Origin of the sequence: Nocardia sp. NBC_01499 (genome assembly GCF_045040275.1) — a bacterium.
Taxonomy (GTDB): domain Bacteria; phylum Actinomycetota; class Actinomycetes; order Mycobacteriales; family Mycobacteriaceae; genus Nocardia.
In genome coordinates, this window is record NZ_CP109426.1 from 3827767 (window position 1) to 3845507 (window position 17741).

Consider the following 17741-nt stretch of genomic DNA (forward strand, 5'->3'; position numbering starts at 1 on the left):
AGACGGTTCTAACATGTCTTCATGTCAGTGTGCAACCAGCTAAGGTGGTTCCATGCGTGCTGGGTTTCCTGACTTTCGCCTCGGTAGCGTGCTAGCGACCAGCTTCACAGGGACGCTGTCGGAGCGTCATGGCGACGCGGTCGAGCGCATTCCCACGCCACAGCGACTCGTCGACTGGCTGGCAGTGAGCGGCCTCGCCGTGCACTCCTGCACCACCGCCCAGCTCGAACTCGCTTGGGAGCTAAGGGAATCAATTCACGCCGTCGCGACAGCGGCCGCGATCCACGACGCTCTTCCTGCGCCTGCCGTCCAAGTCATCAATGACCGCAGCATTGCGGGTCGAGCGGCGGCTGTTCTGACGCCCGAGAGTAATCGGCAATGGCGACTCAGCTCGGCTTCCTGTGTAGAAGATGCCCTAGGCGTAATCGCCGCCGACGCGATCAGCATCATCGCCGGCGAACGAGACGGAAAATTGGCCTTGTGCGCATCGCCGACCTGCCGAGCCGCCTTCTTCGACACCAGCCAAAGTCGCACCCGCAAATGGTGTGACATGAACACGTGCGGTAATCGTCAGAAGAAGGCGAGATTCAATGCCAACCAGCGCAAAAGCACCAGATCAGCGGAGTGATCGTTACCTTCGATAGAAGGTCGGCGTCCGTCAGGTCCGCGAGCTGAGTGTGTCTACCTAACCGCCGACTCGACTGCGTATCTAGGTGAAAATCACCGACGCGGATGCGGGTGCACGGATGGAAATCTCGATGTCAGCAAGCGAGCACGACTTGCCGGACACGAGGAGGAACACCATGAGCGCGGCACTTGATGAGGCGGTGGAGCGAGAGCTGGCCACGCCAGCGCGCATTGCCCGCGCCACCGTACTGGCCGCCGCGACGCTGACCGTGATGGGTCCGGCCGTCATCGCGCCGAGCCTGCCCGCCATGCGCGAGGCGTTCTCGGCGGTGGCAGGCGCGGATGTGCTGGTGCGGCTGGTGCTTACCGTCACATCGCTGGCGATCGGCCTCAGCGCGCCGCTGGCGGGCATGGCAGCCGACCGGATCGGGCGTAAACCGCTGCTGGTTGGCAGTCTCGCGCTGTACGCCGTGGCGGGCGCGGCCGGGTTCTTCGTCGAGGGCATCGGTGTCCTACTGGTGACCAGAGCCCTGGTTGGTGTCGCGGTCGGCGGCATCATGACGGCAATCAGCGCCATCATCACCGACTGGTTCGAGGGACCGAAGCGGGCGACTTTCCTTGGGCTGCAACAGGCTTTCGCCAGCATCGGCGGTGTCGTCTTCTTGCCGCTTGCGGGTCTGCTGGCCGCGTCGAACTGGAAGTTGCCGTTCTGGATCTACGGCGCCTCCGCCGTTATCCTGCCATTCGCGCTGCTTGCGCTGCGAGAACAGCGGCGCGACAAGGTATCCGGACCGGTTGGCGTCGACGCCGTTAGTTCGCGATCAGGGATCTTCCGGCCGATCGCCGGGCTCTACCTAGTCGCTTTCCTGGTGACACTCGCCTTCTACATGGCTCCCACCCAACTGCCCTTCCTGCTGGCGCAACTGCACATCGGTCCGGCCTTGGTCGGTGCGGTGATAGCCGCGACGACGCTCAGCAGTGTCGCTGGCGCACTTGCCTTTCCGTCACTGCGGGGCCGCTGGTCGCCGAGTGTCCTCACCGCCGCCAGCATCGCGCTGCTCGGCATCGGGTGGATGCTGGTCGGCACCGCGAGCACGGTGGTGCAGGTAGTGGCCGGACTGCTCGTTGGCGGCTTCGGCGTCGGCCTCGCTGTCCCGAACCTGAACCTGCGATTGAGCGACCTCGCGCCTGCCGCCACTCGCGGCCGGATCCTCAGCGGCCTGGTCACCGGAATCTTCCTCGGCCAGTTCGTTTCTCCGCTGATCGTCGCGCCACTCATCCAGATCACCAGCATCGGCGGCGCGTTCCTCTTGACCGGGATCGCCATGACGTTAGGCGCGGTGATCGCCCTGCCATTGCTCCGTAATTCCAAGTAACACAGCCAAATTCACCCCAACCACCGAGTCCGCGAACCCGCGGCTCACCCGAATGAAGGATGAAAGAAATGATCTACCACGGCAACCGCTTCACCCTCCGCGCCGACGCCACCCCTGAAGCCGTCGAAGAAGCCCTCGAGAGCCTGCGCAACCAGGGACGGTCCATCCCCTCGGTGAAGTCCTTCGTGGTCGGCCCCGACTTCGGCGGCGAATACCAGTGGGGCGCGGTGTTCGTCATCGAGGACCTCGCAGGCTACTGGGAGTACCTGATTCACCCGGCCCACCGCAACACCGACCGCGTCGGCCTGCCCCTGGTCGACAAGTTCGCCTCCTTCGACATCACCGACGACGCGGATCCCGCGATGGCCGAGAAGATCGCCGAACTGCACCAGCGTCGCTACGACAGCGACCCGGAACTGACCAAGCTGGTCTCCGATCTCGGCGAATACAGCGGGAGCGCCGCACCGGGACCGCACGGCGAGAAGTAATCACCCGATCGAACCCGAACCCCCTGTCGGATAGCCTGTCCGACAGGGGGTTTCGCGTTGAGTGGATCCGAGTCACCGTCGTGGTGGCCATGCCGAGTCCGAGCGCCGGCTCGCTTGTGAACAGGTCGGACTGGAGGGCGTCGAGCGCCCGAAGGTGCGGCGGTAGGCGGTGGGGGTGGTGTCCAGCGCGCGCCGGAAGTGCAGCCGCAGGTTGGCTGCTGTGCCGAGCCCGCAGTCGCGGGCCACCCGATCCACCGAGTGGTCCGTGGTTTCCAGCAGTTCCCGCGCCCTACCGAGGCGGGCGTTGAGCAACCATTGCAACGGGGTCGTGCCCGTCTCCTCGGTGAACCGGCGCATGAAGGTGCGCTGCGAGAGGCCTGCGTGCCGGGCGAGCACGCGCAGTGTGAGTGGCTCGGCGAGCCGGTACAGGGCCCAGCCTCGGGTATCGGAGAGCGATGCTTCACCGGCCACCGCGACCGGGGCCGGCACGTACTGGGCCTGTCCTCCTTCGCGATGAGGTGCGGCCACCAGACCGCGGGCGATCTGGTTGGCGACCGTCGCCCCCAGGTCGCGACGCACGATGTGCAGGCACAGGTCGATGCCGCAGCACACCCCGGCCGAGGTGAGCACGTCTCCCTCATCGACATACAACACGTCGCGGTCGACCGTGACGGCCGGGAACTCCCGCTCGAAATCATCGATGTGTTTCCAGTGGGTCGTGGCGTGCCGTCCGTCCAGCACGCCGGCAGCGGCGAGCGCGAAGGCGCCGGTGCAGATGGACACCACCCGCTTGCCTCGATCGCGGGCCTGGGCCAACGCGCCGAGCGCGGACTCGGGCGGCCGGCGGATCGGCTCGAATCCGGGCACGATCACGGTGTCAGCGCTGCGCAGCTGCTCCAGGCCCCCGTCGGCGACCAGCGCGAAACCCGTGCTGGTGGCCACCGTCGAGTTGAGCGCACACAGAGTCATCTCATAAGACGTCTCCGGCCGGGCGTGGAAGATCTGCGTCGGGATCGCCAGGTCGAGCGGGGTGACCCCGTCCAGCGCCAGCACCGCGACTCGATGCACCGTCATGGCAAGATCCTAACGAAACGGGGCAAACTTGCCTCTCGCCAGGTCAGGGTCATCGCGGCCAGGCTGAAGACATGACCGGACCTACCCGCGAGACGACCGCCGACCTGATCACGCTGCCCGGCACACCGCTCACCGACGCGGTCGTGCACCTCATTCGACCGGTGGAAACGCCGTCGGTGTTCAACCACAGCGTCCGCAGCTACCTGTTCGCGCGGCTGGTGGCCGGCCGCCTCGACCTGGCCACCGGCCGGGACTACGACGACGACCTGTTGTTCGCCGCGTGCGCGATGCACGACCTCGGTGTGGCGTCGGACGGTCCGCACCGGCAACGGTTCGAGGTCGAAGGCGCCGACCGAGCCGCCGAATTCCTCCTCGAGCGCGGGGTATCCGAAGCGGACGCCGACGAGGTCTGGCAGGCGATCGCCCTACACGCCTCCCCGGGGATCGCGGAACGCAGGGGGGCACTGTGCGTGCTCGTCCGGCACGGCGTCGCGCTCGACTTCGGCGGTCCGCTCGGCAGCGACCACCTGGACTCCGTCAGCGACGAGCAGGCCGACGCGATCCACGTCGCCTACCCGCGGCTGGAGATGGCGCGCTCACTCATCGACGCCATCGTCGCGCAGGCCGCGAAAAGCCCGGGGAACGCACCCCGTTACGCGATTCCCGGGGAATTCCTCCGCGAACGCGAGACCTTCGGCCAGACGCGGCTGGAAAACGACTGCCGTTCGTCCCGCTGGGGCAACTGACTCCACGCTCCGTCGACAGAGAAAAGGAAGCACCGCAATGACTATCCACACCATCGAGATCCCCGAGGACAACGCCGTCTTCGGGCAAACTGTCAGCGCCTTCGCGGGCTTCGGCTATTCCGCCGCGGTCCGCGCGCACGGCCTGCTGTTCATCGCAGGAACAATCGGCCGCCGCGCCGACGGAACCATCCCGGACACCATCGAGGAGCAGACCGAGATCGCCATCCAGAAGATCGAAGAGATCCTCCGGCTGGAAAACCTCGACCTGTCCGCCCTCGTCGACATCACCAGCTACCACGTCGACATCCGCCAGCACCTGCCCGGCTTCATCGAGGCCAAACAGCATTACGTCACAGCGCCCTACCCGACCTGGACGATCATCGGAGTCGACGGTCTCGCCAGCCCCGGACTTCTCGTTGAAATCCGCGCGACCGCCGCGTATCCCGACGCGTCCCGATAAACCGCCGCCGCTTGGCCTCGCTAATTGGTTTGCCGCCCACCGGCCTACCAGGTGTCTGATTCGCAGATCGCGGTCGTGGTGAGTGCGGCGATGTTCGGGACCTTGATGATGAATTGGGTCCGCCAGCCGATGGGTCCGCCCTGGTGGTCGGGTTCGCCGGCGGGGGTCGCTTCGACGAGGTACCCGCCCATCGTTTGTGCTCCGCCGCCGGTGATGTGGGTTCCGCCAGGGCATGTTGCCCAACCCTCCACGAAGTCGCCGGGGTTGTCCCCGGTCAGCTGGTTGTTGGTGACGGAGACGATTTGGGTGGCCGGACCCGTTTGCGCGCAGACCGCGTAGGCGGTGGCGGTCCCGGAACGGGTTTGGGTCACCGCGGTCGCATTCCACGAGCGCAGATCGGCGGCAGGATAACTGCTGACGAGGTAGTCCGTCGGCGGAAAGATATCGGTACGGGTAGCGGCGCCGCCGCCCACGATATGGGTTCCCGCAGGGCACGACACCGACACGTCCACCCTCCCGGTGGCGGTGCTCGTCGCGGTATTCGACACGACCTGGGTGCTTGGCCCTGCGGTGACACAGACTGCCCGTGTACTGAAGTCGACCGTGCCTGCCTGCTTCGCCGCGGCGCGCGCGGACAGTGATGTGGTGCCGTCGCCTGCGTAGACAGGTTGCAGCTCGGTGAGATACACATCCCACTCGCTCGCGCCCGGACTGTCACTGGCGTGGATGTCGGCTTGAGCGCCGCCGGCGGTCAGCCTGCTGCCCGCTGGGCAGCTGACCGAACCGTGCGGGATATTGCGTCCGGACGCGTCGCCGCCGTTCACGATCTGCGTCGTAGGCGCGGGTGCCGCCGCAGCAGGGGCGATCGTCAGCGGAAGTGAACTCTCGGCCACGACTGCAAGGACCACTCCTGCCAGCGCCGACCGCATTCGTAAACTACCCAGGCACAACATCATTGAGATCCCTCTTCTCGGACATGCGCATCCCGCACGCGAACAATCGGCACTCGATGAGAATCCGGGCGACGACGGCTCGTCTGGCATCGCCCCGGCGGTTACCCAGTCTGCCCTGCCAGCCGCACTGCACAGCCCTGAATCATCGGATCACGGCTCAACAGCGTCGCGACGTCCAATCCCATCCAGAACCACGACTCGTCCCAGCTCACCCACGCGGCTGGTGCTCCGCCGCAGTAACCTGGCGGCGGTCACCGATGCCGAAACCCTTCTGTATCAATGGATCGATCCGCTTACCGCAGCGGATTTGGATCGGATCGTGGACGAGCGCTGGGACCCTGCGGTTTCGCTCGGCAGTCGGCTCGTCAGCATCCTCAACGACGACATGCAGCATCTCGGTCAGGCCGCCTACCTCCGCGGACTATTGATCGGCGACCGGAAACCAGCCGGTGTGCAGCAGGTGTCGTGATCGGACGGTCCTACCACCATTCCCTGAGCAGCCGAATATCGGACATTCGTGAGCCGGGTACCGATATTCGCCCGCTGCTCGTTCAGTCGAGGGGAATGCTCATTTTGTGGTGGAGTAGGTTCTCGGGATCGTATTTGCGTTTGATCTCTTTCAGCCTGGGCAGATGCGGGCCGTAGTATGCCTCGAACAAGTCGCGGCCGTGGTCGGCTTCCATGAGGTCGTCGTCGCCGATGTAGGGGCCCACGGAGTAGGGATGGAACAACTCATAGGTCTGGTCCTCCCATTCACGGTAGCGGCGATCGCCCTCGGCCAGTAGATCCTCGACGGCAAGTCCGTTGCCGGGTTCGACGTCGGTGCCGAAACCCGAAAGCCACGTGCAGCCACGGCTTTTGATCGCGCATGCGTCGACGGGCGCTTCGACGGCGGGGTTGATCCGGCAGAACTGCACCCGGTTCCCGGGCTGCTGAGTTTTCAGCAGATCCGCGAATTCGCGGATCAGGCTCTCCGACAACGGGTCAGGGAGGAACCCGGCCCTGATCTTCTGATAGCGCGGATGGTTGTCGGCTTCGCGGGTGACCGCGCTCGCGTCGACCAGCCAGTGCGCCGAGGTCTGCTCCTCGCTCTGACGCTCGAGCACTTGCAAGAAGTTCAATGGTTCGATTTCCGCGGGCTCGGTGGGCGTGGGCAGTTTCGCCTGCATGTCGGCGATCAACGCGTCGCGTTGCTCGGCGGTGTCGGTGAAGATTGCGCCGGACAGTTCGATCATGCCGCGCCAGGTGACCAGGATCGGGCTGACGGTGGTCGGTGAATCCAGGCAGTACTGCTGCACCTCGATCAGGGTTTGCGCGATGTCGACCTGGTCGAAGTGCCAGCGGAAGGTGAAGTTCGCGGGCGCCCTCGGCGCATCTAGGGCCTGCAACGTCATTCGAGTGATGATCCCGAACGACCCGGTACCCGAGCCGCGCAGCGCCCAGAACAAGTCGGCGTGCTCGCTGGTGTTGGCGATGCGCACCTCACCGTCGACGGTCACGACCTCGAACTCCAGGGCGTGGTCGGTGAGGTTGCCATAGGTGCGCAGACAACGCCCGTACCCGCCTGCGGTGACCTGGCCACCGAGCCCGACATTGAGGCAGTCACCCGCGGGGACCAGCAACCCGTGCGCGAACGCCTGTGCGTACATGATGCCGGTCAGCAGTGCGGGTTCGGCGGTGACTGTCTTCGCCGCCGGGTCGACGCTGATGGCACGCATCTGCACCATGTCGATCACCAACGCCTCGGTATCGGGCCCGCCCAAGCCGTTGCCCTCGATCGAATGACCACCGGAACGGATCGCCAACTGGGTGACCCCCGCCGCCCGCGCGGACCGCACAACCGCCTGCACTTCGGCGGTATTGCGCGGCTGGACCAGACCAAGCGGCCGGAACCGGGTGCGCACATTCCAGGTCGCCCGGGCACTGTCGTAATCGGGATCCCCGGCGAAACTCATCGTCATGCCGGGCAGTGCCGCGCGCAGTCGTGCGGCCACATCGCTCATCAAATCCAGCCTCCCGAGCTTCGTCGATCCGCCGATTCGTCGACCAAATCCTAAAACGAGGACACCGGTTCCAGCCTGAACGCACCGCCGACGGCCAGTAACTGACAAGCCGCGCGGGTTGATCGGACTGGCCGATCTACCCGCTCACGCTGCCCCGCCGAAACGTTCGACGTCTCACGAACGTCCGGTATCAGCGGATGTTCGACGCGCCGACGGGATCCGACGGACCGCGCGTTGCGGGCCTGATGTGAACCGGCGAACTCGCCGCTGAAGCCGGGATGGGATTGACTATCGGCATGCGTATTGGGATCGAAGCGTTCATCACCGACGAGAGCATGCGGCCCGACACACTGGCCAAGGCTGCCGAGGAACGTGGCATCGCCTCGTTGTTCGTTGCCGAGCATTCGCACGTCCCCGTCAGCAGGGAAAGCCCCTATCCGCTTGGTGCTGAACTACCTCGGGTGTACTACCGCACGCTGGACACTTTCGTGTCGCTGGCCGCGGCGGCCGCGGTGACCTCGAAGATTCTGCTCGGGACCGGGGTGGCCCTGCTGCCGCAGCGTGATGTCATCCACACCGCGAAGGAGGTGGCCAGCCTCGACCTGCTCTCCGATGGCCGGTTCATCTTCGGCGTCGGTATCGGCTGGAACCGGGAGGAGATGCGTAACCACGGCACCGACCCGCGCACCCGAGGGAAGCTGATCGACGAGCAGCTCGCCGCGCTCAAAGCATTGTGGACCCAGGACGAGGCCGAGTTCGACGGCAAGTACGTCCGGTTCGAGCGGTCCTTCCTGTGGCCCAAGCCGGTGCAGCGGCCACACCCGCCGATCTACCTCGGCGGTAACAGTCCGGCGATGATCGCCCGCGCCGCCAGACACGGCGCGACGTGGATGCCGATCGGCCCGTTCACACCCGAAGAATTGCCCGCGTTGCTGGCGCGCGCCGAACCGGGTGTACCGGTGGTGCCGTCCAACCTGCCGCTCGCGCCGGCACTGCTGGATGCCTGCGCCGAGGCCGGTGTCGAGCACGTGACCCTGATGTTCGGTGGCCACCTGGATGCTCCCTCTAATGGGTTCGGCACCTACCCGAAGGACGAGGTGCTGCGCAGACTCGACGAGCTGGTCCCGTTCGTCGAGCGCTACGCGAGCTGAACGAGCCAGCGCTGGGGCCGGATCGCAGGCGCGCTAGCAGATTCCTGGCACTTCGCCATGGATGAGGACTTGGATGAAGCACTGCAGGTTCGAGCTGCCCGAACTCGGGGCAGGCCCGGGATCCGCGCTCGCGGTCGGCGCGGCCACCAGCGCCGTCAGCACAAAAGCGGCAGCCGATACCGACACAGCCACACTGTTTCTGATATTCACACCAATCCCCTTGTCTAGGAAGCTAAACCACGGTAGCGATATTCGAGCAATCCCCCCAGCCCCTACTTTTGCGGGGGCCGAATCGGCGCGGCCGCTGTGTAGAGTCACCGCACGTGGCGCAGGATATGACCTTGAATGTCGTTGTCTTCCAACTGAATACGAACGACAACGACCTCATCACCGCGGCAGCGCCCGCGCAGGCCCATGACTCCGTCCGGCAGGCGTGGCGGCAGGCCGAGCAGGAACGACAGATCCAGTCTTCGGACGTAACCAGGGTGCACAGCATGTGGCAGCCGTCCCCCGCCGATCGGGACTTCCTGGCCGAGACCTTCCCCCATGCCGGGCACACCCATGTCTTCGAGCGCCCCGAGGGCGCGGATTGGACCGCTGCCTTCGACCGCGCGCGGCGAGTGATGGCCGAGGTCGAGAACATCGAACTGCGGGAGCGGAGCGCCGCGGTGGATGAGATGTTCGTGCAGGCCGAGCGGGTCGGCGAATGGCTGCCGATCCTGCACAGCGCCGCCGCCCCGTTGCCGTTCTCTGCCTCCCTTGCGCTGGTGGAGGGAAAGCTGTACTTCGGGTTTGCCAAGGTTACGACCATGCCCGACGGCCAGATCGGTATGTCGCATCTGACTCGGGGCAAGTTCGAGGCCATGAGCATGGAGGAGATCGAGGAGCTGGCATCCGAAGCTCTCGGCAACGTGAAGTCCGGGCTCATCTTCAAGGTGGCCCCGGATGAGGAGCTCGGGACCATGGCTACCTTGGAGCGTGACGGTCCCTTTGTGGGGTCGGCGATCCTGCTCGACGATTTCTACGAGAAGTGCGTCGAGCAGGTCGGTGCGGACCGGCTGATCGTTGGACTGATCAGCCCGGACCACATCCTCATCGCGGGCGCGAGCTCGGGCCAGGTCGAGGAGATCAGGCAAGCTGTGCTCACCTCCCCGGACACCGGCTCCGAGCTGAATCCATGCCTGCTGCTGATCGACGCCGATGGCATCGACGTGATCGACGAGCGCCCCCGCCGGTAGCGGGCGGTTTCCGCAGAGCTGAGTGCACCGCCGTCCACGTCCCGGCGGTTCGGCTCCGGACTCGGCTGCTCCGCCAGTCGGCGACCGCACGAGGCGAACCAGCCAGTGCGGATCGATCCTGTTGTGCGCCAGTGCATTCGACTGGCGCGCTGTTATATCAGGATGATGCTGTGGTTACCCTCGCTGCCTAGTCTCGACGGTAGCCCGGCCGGACGGTCGCGGCTTGGACAACGGCGACGAGTTGTCGTCGTTCTGGATCGGGAGTTTCGATGAGCTTGTTCACCGTTCGCCGCGGCATCGCTGTCGTGGGAATCGCCGGTGCGGCCGCGGCCGTCGCGTTGACAGTTCCCGCGTTGGTTACCGCTCAGTCGGTATCCCCCATTTCGAGCGTCACGCTGACCGGACATCCGGGTACCGTGCTGGCGGACGGTCCCGGCGATCCGAATACGGGGACGAGGGGTCCGGGCGACCCGAGCGCCGGACAAGGCGGAGGTCCGAGCAACCCCGGCGCCGGGGGCGGCGCGGGCGACCCAACCATGGGGCACGGTTAAGTCGGGTCCAGGTCATATTCCGCCATGCGGCAGGAGGGCACCCGAACAGCCCACCTGCCGCATGCGGCGCGTTCCTGATCGCCTGTCCGACAACATATCTGGTGTTACAGACCACTGGACGTGCCCCCGCCTGGCGGATGCGCTGAGTGCACACTGGATACATGGCGAACTCACACAACGACCAGGTTCGGGCGCAATTTCGCATCCAGGCAACGAGTTTCGACAATATCGGCTTCGCGAACCGCGGCCTCGAATGGATCATCGACCAGCTGTCACCGCGCCGCGATGACATGGTGCTCGATGTCGCCGCCGGAGCGGCGCATCTCGGTCGTGCTCTGGCACCCAATGTTTCGCACGTCAGCGCGGTCGATCTGACGCCGGAGATGCTGGCCCAAGGCCTGCTGCTGGCCGAGCAATCCGGTCTGCGGAACATCGCGTTCGCGCTCGGCGACGCCACCGCACTTCCGTGGCTGGACCGACAGTTCGACCTGGTGGTTTGTCGTTTGGCACTGCACCAGGTCGCCGACCCCGCGGCGGTGCTGCGCGAAATGGTCCGAGTGACTCGGCCGGGCGGCCGGATCGGCATCATCGACATGTTCGTCCCCGCACCGAGCCTGGCGGCCGAAACCAACCGGCTCGAACGGCTACGCGATCCCAGCCACAACCGCACCCTGACCCGCGACGAGATACTCGCCTTGATCGACGCCGCCGACGCGGATGTCGTCTCGCAGGCTGTCGCCGACTTCGCTCTCGACCTCGACGATTGGCTCGGTCGCACCCAGACACCGGAGGAGATACGAGCACAAATCCACGCCCGGTTGACCGACGAACTCGATGGTGGCCCGGCGACCGGCCTGACACCGTCGAAAGCACCAGACGGCCGGATCAGCTTCATTCATCCGTGGATCACCGTTACCGCCACACCGCGGCCCTGATCCGCCAGTTGATCTCACGAACAGACGAGGGCGCATCGGGCGAGTCGGGTCCAACGGTCGTGCCCGCCGTATTACCCTGGACGCACGGTAGCGGGTGTCGTTCGGAAGTCGACTAGGGGGCGCGATGGACGACGCGGCAGAGCTGGCAGCCTTCCGGGCCACGCAGGGGCGCCTTCGAGATCCCTTCGGGCGCAACGATATCCCGCAGACGCTGATAGTGGTGCCCAGCATCACGCTCGACAGTGCGGGACTGGTGAAGATCCCCGGGGTCAACCATTACGAGGAGCGACTGCTTTTCGTGCTGCAGCGACTGCGGCATCCCGAAACCCGGATTGTGTACGTCACGAGTGAGGCGATCGCTCCCGAAGTCGTCGACTATGCGCTCAGCCTGGTTCCGTCGCTACCGCGCGAAAACGCCAGAAGGCGTCTCACGATGGTGGATTGCGCGAGCCGCGAGCCGATTCCGTTGACCGCCAAGCTGTTGGCTCGCCCCGATCTGCTCGACCGCATTCGCGGCGTGATCGACGCGCACTCGGACGCGGTGTTGGTCGCGTTCAACGGCTCTGCGCTGGAACGCACGCTGGCGGTGCGTCTGGGTATCCCGCTCTACGCCGCGGACCCGGATCTGGCCGCGCTGGGTTCCAAGACCGGGTCGCGGCGGCTGTTCAAGGATGCGGGCGTGCCGGTCGCGGATGGTGCCGAGGGCTTGCGTGACGAAGGCGATGTCGTCGCCGCGCTCGCCGAATTGCGCGGCCGCGACGCCACTCTCGCGGCGGCGATGATCAAACTGAATGACAGTTTCGGCGCGGCCGGAAACGTCGTCTTCTCGTTTTCGGGGGCCCCGAAAACCGGTCTTGCGGAATGGATTCGGAAGGAACTGCCCGAGCGTGCCGTCTTCGGGTCACCGCCGGACAATTGGGCCAGCTATCGTGACACCCTCGACTCGATGGGTGCGGTGGTCGAGCGATTCGTCGAAGGTATCGAGACAACGTCGCCGTCGGCGCAGGTCGTGATCTCGCCCGAGGGCGTTGCCAGGGTGATCTCCACCCATGACCAGGTGCTTGCTGGACCGCAGCAGCAGATCTTCGTCGGTGCCACGTTCCCCACTCGGCCGGACTACCGGCTGCAGATCCAGGAACAGGCACTGCTGGCGGGCCGCAAACTGGCGGAGCGCGGGGTTGTCGGCCTGGTCAGCATCGATTTCGTCGCCGCGCGTGGCGACCAGGGGTGGCGTCACTACGGTCTCGAGGTCAATCTCCGGATGGGCGGCGGCACCGCGCCGTGGTTTCTGCTGCACGGGCTCGTCGACGGCGAGTACGACCCGGTGACCGCACAGTATCTCGCGCCGGACGGTGCGCCGCGCGCCTATTTCGCCACCGACCGCCTCTTCCGCGACGCCTACCGGGTGCTCGAACCGCGCCACGTCATCGAGTTGCTCGCCCGGAACGGCCTGCAATATCGCACGTCGACGCGGACCGGTTCCGCCGCGTATATGCTCGGCGCGCTGGAAATCGGCCGGTTCGGCGCGATCGTGGTGGATACCGATACCGCAGCGGCGACCGCCGAGTACCAGCGTCTCGTCGCGGCCGTCGACGCGGCGGCCGAGTCGCGTGCCCAACGCAGAGCGGCGCAGGTCGGCGTCGACACCGACGGGTAGGCGAGCTACCCGAGGTCGACCATCTCGCCCGCGATGAGGTCGCGCATGACCTCGCTCGGCCCCGCCGCCATTGTTGCCGCACGGGCCTCCGCGTGTGCGCGTGCGACGGCGGAACCCGCGAGATAGCCGTTGGCGCCGTGCAGTTGGAGGCAACGGTCGGCGACCCGACAGGCGAGCTCGGTGGTGTAGAGCTTGGCCATCGAGCATTCCGCCGCGGGCAGGTCGTCCTGGGAAAGCCGCCACGCCGCGTCGTGAACGAGATGACGGGCGGCTGCCAGCTCGGTGAACAGCTCCGCCATGGCGTGGCGCACCGACTGCAGGTCCGACAGGCGCCCGCCGAAAACGTGCCGGGTCCGTAGGTGGGTGCGGGTGGCGTCGAGACAGCTCTCGATGCCGCCGAGCGCCAGCGCCGCCGCCACGAACCGTTCGAGTTGGAAACCATGCATCAGTTGCCGGAAACCGGTGCCGACGCGGCCGATCATGTTGCCGGTCGGTACCCGAACATCGCTGAACCGCACCTCGGCGGTGTCGGCGCAGTGCCATCCCACCGTTTCTTGCGGACGAACCGACACCCCTGGCGACGCCGAGTCGACCACGAAGAGCGAGATCCCGGCCGGTCCGGCGGAACCGACGCCGGTGCGCGCCGCGACGACGAAGAAGTCAGCGGTCGTGCCGTTGGTGATCATGGACTTCACCCCGCGCAACACGACGTGTTCGCCCGCCGCGGTCGCGCTGACGGCGAGCCCGGCGAGGTCGGAACCGGCATCGGGTTCGGTCACCGCCAGCGCCGCGATCTTCTCCCCCGCTACCGCGGGCGCCAGATATCGCGCACGCAGGAACGGGCTGCCGGATTTCGCGAGATAGTGCGTCGCCATGTAGGCGTGCACACCCACCGCGGCCCGGAATCCGGCGTACCCGGTTCGCCCCAACTCCTCCAGCAGCACCAGTGAGTGGAAGAGATCACGATCGGGGGCATAGCCGACTCCGAGCAGCCCATGCTTGCCGAGCAACCGCCACGCCGGGCGCGGGATGCATCGCGAGCGCTCCCACTCCGCCAAACACGGAACCACGTGGGCGTCCAGCACTGCTCGAACCTCACTGCGGAACGCCTCGTGTCCCGGCGTGAGGTGCACCGACGCGGGCGTCATCGATCCGCCCGCCCAACACCCGCGTCGAGCTGCGCGGCCAGATCGCGGAACCGGGGCTTGGCGAACACCGCGTCCAGCTCGAGCACGTTCTCGCCGAGTCGAGCCTCGACCTGTGCGATCAGCCGCACCGCCGAGAGCGAACGCCCGCCCAACGCGAAGAAGTCGGCATCCGGACGCGCCGAACCGGGTCCGAACATCTCGGTCCAGACTTCCGCGAGTACCGCTACCGACGACGGCATCGGCGGCGCGGCGGCGGTCGCGCCGATATCGTCGAGTGTCGCGACCAGCTCGACCGGCAGGCCGAGTTCGGAGGACAACGCGCGGGCAGTCAGCCACTTCTGCTGCCGCACCGGCTCCGCTGCCACGCGCCGCGCGGTTGGGCGATGGCCGTAAACCGTATACAGGGGTGTGTCGAGCAGTCGCGAATCACGATCGGCGGCAACGGTGTAACCATGCCCGCGCAACAGGTGCAGAACCCGGTCGAGACGGCCGTCGAGATCGTGCACCTCGATCGCGATCTGCTCGATGATGCCCCAGGTAGGTTCATCGATGCTGGCCAGCACTTCCCACTCCGCCTTCTCCACATCCACTTTGAGCAGATCGACCGCGTCGAGACCGGTCTGGGAGATCACCTGCGGCAGGGTTGTCATGGGCACGCTGCGCAGTTCGGGCGCGAGTCGCTCGGCGATCATCGGCGACACGTCGACCCCGGCTGCCTCCGTGTCCGACAACAGATATCCGCGCAGCACATCGCGGTCCTCGACCTGGTCCGCATACTGTCCGGACATGACGGTGTTGCCCGGATAGTAGGTGAACATCGCCGTACCCTCCCGGCTACCGACCGCCGCCGACACCACAGTCAACTCGACACCGTGCAGCCGGCCATTGACCTCGAGCGCGCGTGCTGCCTCCACGACGGGCTCCACCGCGACGATCCGCGTTCCTTGGCCACCGCGCACAGCGGCGAGAAGCGTGAACATCCCGATGTTCGCCCCGACGTCGACGATGTTCGCCCGTTCCGGCAGGACGATCCCGTGCCGCAGATACGCGTTGTCCGCCCACACTTCTCGACACAGGAATTCTGTCTCGGTGCGGTTGATCCCGGCGAGGAGCAGATCGTCGGCAGGTTCGTGCCAGGCCAACCCGTCGGGCAATTCGGTGGTGGCCGCGCGATGCAGCATCGGTGCCGTCCGCGCGTCTGGCACAACGTAGGCGACACCGCCGCGAACGAGCGCGGCACGAACCGCTGGATGCGCGGCAAGAGAGGTACCGTCCAGGCTGGTCATGACGCATTCCTTGTCCGCGCGATGAACGCGCTGGCCATTGTCAACAGTTCTGGCGCCGCGTCGAAGGCCGCCAGATGATCACCGTGCGGAAGCAGCCGTAGGTGCCCGTCGGCGAGCTGTTGGGCGACATAGCGGGAACCGTCGGGGTGCGCGGTGGTGTCCTCGTCGCTGGTGACGACGAGCGTGGGTTGGGTCACCGCCGCCAACAGGGGTCGACAGTCGGTGCTCATGATCGCGCCGTTCAGTCGGCCGTATCGGTAGAGCAGCTCCGCGGTCGCGTACGGGTAGTACAGATGGTGGGCGATGTCCGGGCGCAGCGTCGCCAGGACCGAGGGGCGACGAAACATCTGTTGCATTTTCTCGGCCCGTTCTCGGTCGCGCCCCGACATCGCCAGCAGCATCGCGACGTCCTGCTGATGCGCCGTTTTCGCTGCCGCCGAGCCCAATTCGAAGTCACCGTGCCACAGGCTCAGTGACCGCACCCGCGGTGACGCCGCCGCGGCGAGCGCGATCGCCGCGCCACCGCATAGCCCGATGACGTGCACGTTGTCCATCTCGAACCGGCTCATCACGGCGAGCAGGTCGGCTGCCTGCGCCGCCAAATCGTGGTGGCGTTCGTCGAACCCGTCATCCTTGCCGAACAGCCCCCGGCTTTCCCAGGTCACGACATAGTGATCGACGGCAAGGTGCTCGACCCAGCGGGACGCGATCCCCGCGGGCATTCCACACGCGGACACCACCACGACCGGTGCGGCGGCGGGGTCACCCGCCACATAACACCGGAGTACCGCACCGTCACCGCTGATGACCGAGATCGGTTGCGGCATCGCCTGATTCGCCGCCGCGGGGATCGACGCCACCGGGATCGGCGCGCCGAGCGGGGCGCGGGCAATGCGCTGCCCGATGACGAGTTCGGCCGCGCTCAGGCCCGCGGTGGTCTCGACGACGCGCAAACCAGGTAACGCCAGCGCGCCGGTGACCGCGTCCAGCACCTCCTGCGCACCAGGGGCGGCGACAGCGACCCGCTGTCGCTCCCGCAGTGCGGTCAGCAGTGGTGCGACGTCCGCGACGGCGGCGCATATCGCGTCGACCGGACTCGTCATCGCCGCCGGGCCACGAATGGGTGTCCCCCGGTCGTCGCGTTCGCGATCCGGTTGTGGTTGTAGCCATCGTCGCCGCTGACCAAGACCGCGCCGTAACTGTCGAGGCTCACCTCGCCGCCATATTCTTGGATGCGTTGGGTGTCCGGGTAGATACGCACCGAGGTCGGCACGTATCGCGCGGCGAATCCCATCCGCATCTGCTTGCTCAACCCCGCGTGCGGATGCGAAGCATGCATCAGCGTCGACCAGAAAACGATGAACTGTCCGGCGCGCATCTCCATCGAGACGGCCTTCGATTCGTCCGGTGTCCACGTCGGATCGACCTGCAACTCGCGGTAGTCGTAACCGAAGAAGCCGCGGCGCACGCCGTCCTTCTCCACGTTGCTCGTCGCCGGGTCGTAATGCATGCGCTTGGTCTCGTCGTAATACATCGTCTGATGGGTGCCTGGGATGAATTGCAGGCAGCCGGTGTCGATGACGGCATCGGTGAACGCGCACCACACGGTGATCGTCCCGCCGAAATCCGAACCGTTCGGCCACAGGATCTGCGGCGTGCCCGACGCGTTGGCGAACGTATCGGCTTGATGCCAGTCGGTGCCCTCGTCACCCGGATACTTCGGGAAGAACTCGGTACGCCAGCACAGGACGTCCGGACCGAGGATCGACGACACCCGGTCGACAATCTCCGCCGAGCACACGTGGTCGGCGAGGAACGCGTTGTCCAAATGCCGGTCGTAATTGGCGATGTTGGTGGCGCCGGACTTCGCGGCCTCATCCTGATAGACCGCCGTGGAACGGTCAAGGAGCCGGATTCGCTCACGTCGCCACGCCTGGGTGATCGTGTCGTGCTCGTAGAGGGTGAACGGACCGGCGTAGCCGTTGCGGTGGAAGGCGTCGATTTCCGCGGATGTCAATGCGTAGGAGCCTGTTTCGGTCGTCATGGGA

18 protein-coding genes are annotated in these 17741 nt (G+C 66.2%); 11 read left to right on the forward strand and 7 right to left on the reverse strand.

The features are described 5' to 3' along the window. Positions 1-52 precede the first annotated feature (52 nt). From OG203_RS17630 to OG203_RS17640, 3 genes are all read left to right on the forward strand, one after another. On the forward strand, positions 53-628 hold the full coding sequence (locus OG203_RS17630) for a CGNR zinc finger domain-containing protein (protein ID WP_405166742.1): 576 nt from the start codon (positions 53-55) through the stop codon (positions 626-628). 175 nt (positions 629-803) lie between these two features. Next, complete coding sequence (locus OG203_RS17635) at positions 804-2003, forward strand: MFS transporter (RefSeq protein WP_405166743.1); 1200 nt, start codon at positions 804-806, stop codon at positions 2001-2003. 68 nt (positions 2004-2071) lie between these two features. Beyond that, positions 2072-2491, forward strand: a complete 420-nt coding sequence (locus OG203_RS17640) for a Dabb family protein (RefSeq protein WP_405166744.1) — start codon at positions 2072-2074, stop codon at positions 2489-2491. Positions 2492-2563: 72 nt separating this feature from the next. Here OG203_RS17640 and OG203_RS17645 read toward each other — a convergent pair whose 3' ends face one another. Beyond that, entirely contained in the window at positions 2564-3565 is a 1002-nt protein-coding gene (locus OG203_RS17645) for a GlxA family transcriptional regulator (protein WP_405166745.1), read from the reverse strand. Between the two features lie 71 nt (positions 3566-3636). Between OG203_RS17645 and OG203_RS17650 the strand changes: the two genes are divergently transcribed. Both OG203_RS17650 and OG203_RS17655 read left to right on the forward strand, forming a co-directional pair. Further along, positions 3637-4311, forward strand: a complete 675-nt coding sequence (locus OG203_RS17650; protein ID WP_405166746.1) for an HD domain-containing protein — start codon at positions 3637-3639, stop codon at positions 4309-4311. A gap of 37 nt (positions 4312-4348) precedes the next feature. Next, a complete protein-coding gene (locus OG203_RS17655; protein WP_405166747.1) occupies positions 4349-4771 on the forward strand; it encodes a RidA family protein in 423 nt (140 codons plus the stop codon). A 44-nt stretch (positions 4772-4815) separates the two neighbouring features. Here OG203_RS17655 and OG203_RS17660 read toward each other — a convergent pair whose 3' ends face one another. Beyond that, positions 4816-5664 carry a hypothetical protein gene (locus OG203_RS17660; RefSeq protein WP_405166748.1) on the reverse strand — a complete coding sequence of 283 codons (849 nt, stop codon included), beginning with the start codon at positions 5662-5664 and terminating at the stop codon, positions 4816-4818. A gap of 283 nt (positions 5665-5947) precedes the next feature. Here OG203_RS17660 and OG203_RS17665 point away from each other — a divergent pair, with 283 nt between their 5' ends. Further along, positions 5948-6193 (forward strand): hypothetical protein, encoded by a 246-nt coding sequence (locus tag OG203_RS17665; protein ID WP_405168221.1) that lies wholly within the window; start codon positions 5948-5950, stop codon positions 6191-6193. An 82-nt stretch (positions 6194-6275) separates the two neighbouring features. Here the strand turns inward: OG203_RS17665 and OG203_RS17670 are convergent, their stop codons facing one another. After that, positions 6276-7727: an FAD-binding oxidoreductase gene (locus tag OG203_RS17670; RefSeq protein ID WP_405166749.1), complete on the reverse strand. Its 1452-nt coding sequence runs from the start codon at positions 7725-7727 to the stop codon at positions 6276-6278. Positions 7728-8023: 296 nt separating this feature from the next. Between OG203_RS17670 and OG203_RS17675 the strand changes: the two genes are divergently transcribed. From OG203_RS17675 to OG203_RS17695, 5 genes are all read left to right on the forward strand, one after another. Further along, positions 8024-8878 (forward strand): LLM class F420-dependent oxidoreductase, encoded by an 855-nt coding sequence (locus OG203_RS17675; RefSeq protein WP_405166750.1) that lies wholly within the window; start codon positions 8024-8026, stop codon positions 8876-8878. Positions 8879-9201: 323 nt separating this feature from the next. Then, the gene (locus tag OG203_RS17680) at positions 9202-10116 is read left to right on the forward strand and encodes a hypothetical protein (protein WP_405166751.1); all 915 of its coding nucleotides are present in this window, start codon (positions 9202-9204) and stop codon (positions 10114-10116) included. Positions 10117-10385: 269 nt separating this feature from the next. Further along, positions 10386-10667 carry a hypothetical protein gene (locus tag OG203_RS17685; RefSeq protein WP_405166752.1) on the forward strand — a complete coding sequence of 94 codons (282 nt, stop codon included), beginning with the start codon at positions 10386-10388 and terminating at the stop codon, positions 10665-10667. A 161-nt stretch (positions 10668-10828) separates the two neighbouring features. After that, entirely contained in the window at positions 10829-11602 is a 774-nt protein-coding gene (locus OG203_RS17690) for a class I SAM-dependent methyltransferase (protein WP_405166753.1), read from the forward strand. Positions 11603-11726: 124 nt separating this feature from the next. Continuing rightward, the gene (locus OG203_RS17695) at positions 11727-13259 is read left to right on the forward strand and encodes a peptide ligase PGM1-related protein (protein WP_405166754.1); all 1533 of its coding nucleotides are present in this window, start codon (positions 11727-11729) and stop codon (positions 13257-13259) included. Positions 13260-13264: 5 nt separating this feature from the next. Here the strand turns inward: OG203_RS17695 and OG203_RS17700 are convergent, their stop codons facing one another. Genes OG203_RS17700 through OG203_RS17715 form a run of 4 tightly spaced genes read right to left on the reverse strand, consistent with a single transcriptional unit; the run spans position 13265 to position 17737 of the window. After that, positions 13265-14407, reverse strand: coding sequence for an acyl-CoA dehydrogenase family protein (locus tag OG203_RS17700; protein WP_405166755.1), 1143 nt, complete (start codon positions 14405-14407; stop codon positions 13265-13267). Continuing rightward, the gene (locus OG203_RS17705) at positions 14404-15693 is read right to left on the reverse strand and encodes an FkbM family methyltransferase (RefSeq protein WP_405166756.1); all 1290 of its coding nucleotides are present in this window, start codon (positions 15691-15693) and stop codon (positions 14404-14406) included. The genes OG203_RS17700 and OG203_RS17705 overlap by 4 nt, the downstream gene beginning before the upstream one ends. Continuing rightward, positions 15690-16796, reverse strand: coding sequence for an alpha/beta fold hydrolase (locus OG203_RS17710; protein ID WP_405166757.1), 1107 nt, complete (start codon positions 16794-16796; stop codon positions 15690-15692). Before OG203_RS17710 ends, OG203_RS17705 begins: the two co-directional genes overlap by 4 nt. Further along, positions 16793-17737 (reverse strand): chlorinating enzyme, encoded by a 945-nt coding sequence (locus OG203_RS17715; protein ID WP_405166758.1) that lies wholly within the window; start codon positions 17735-17737, stop codon positions 16793-16795. The genes OG203_RS17710 and OG203_RS17715 overlap by 4 nt, the downstream gene beginning before the upstream one ends. Between the last annotated feature and the right edge of the window lie 4 nt (positions 17738-17741).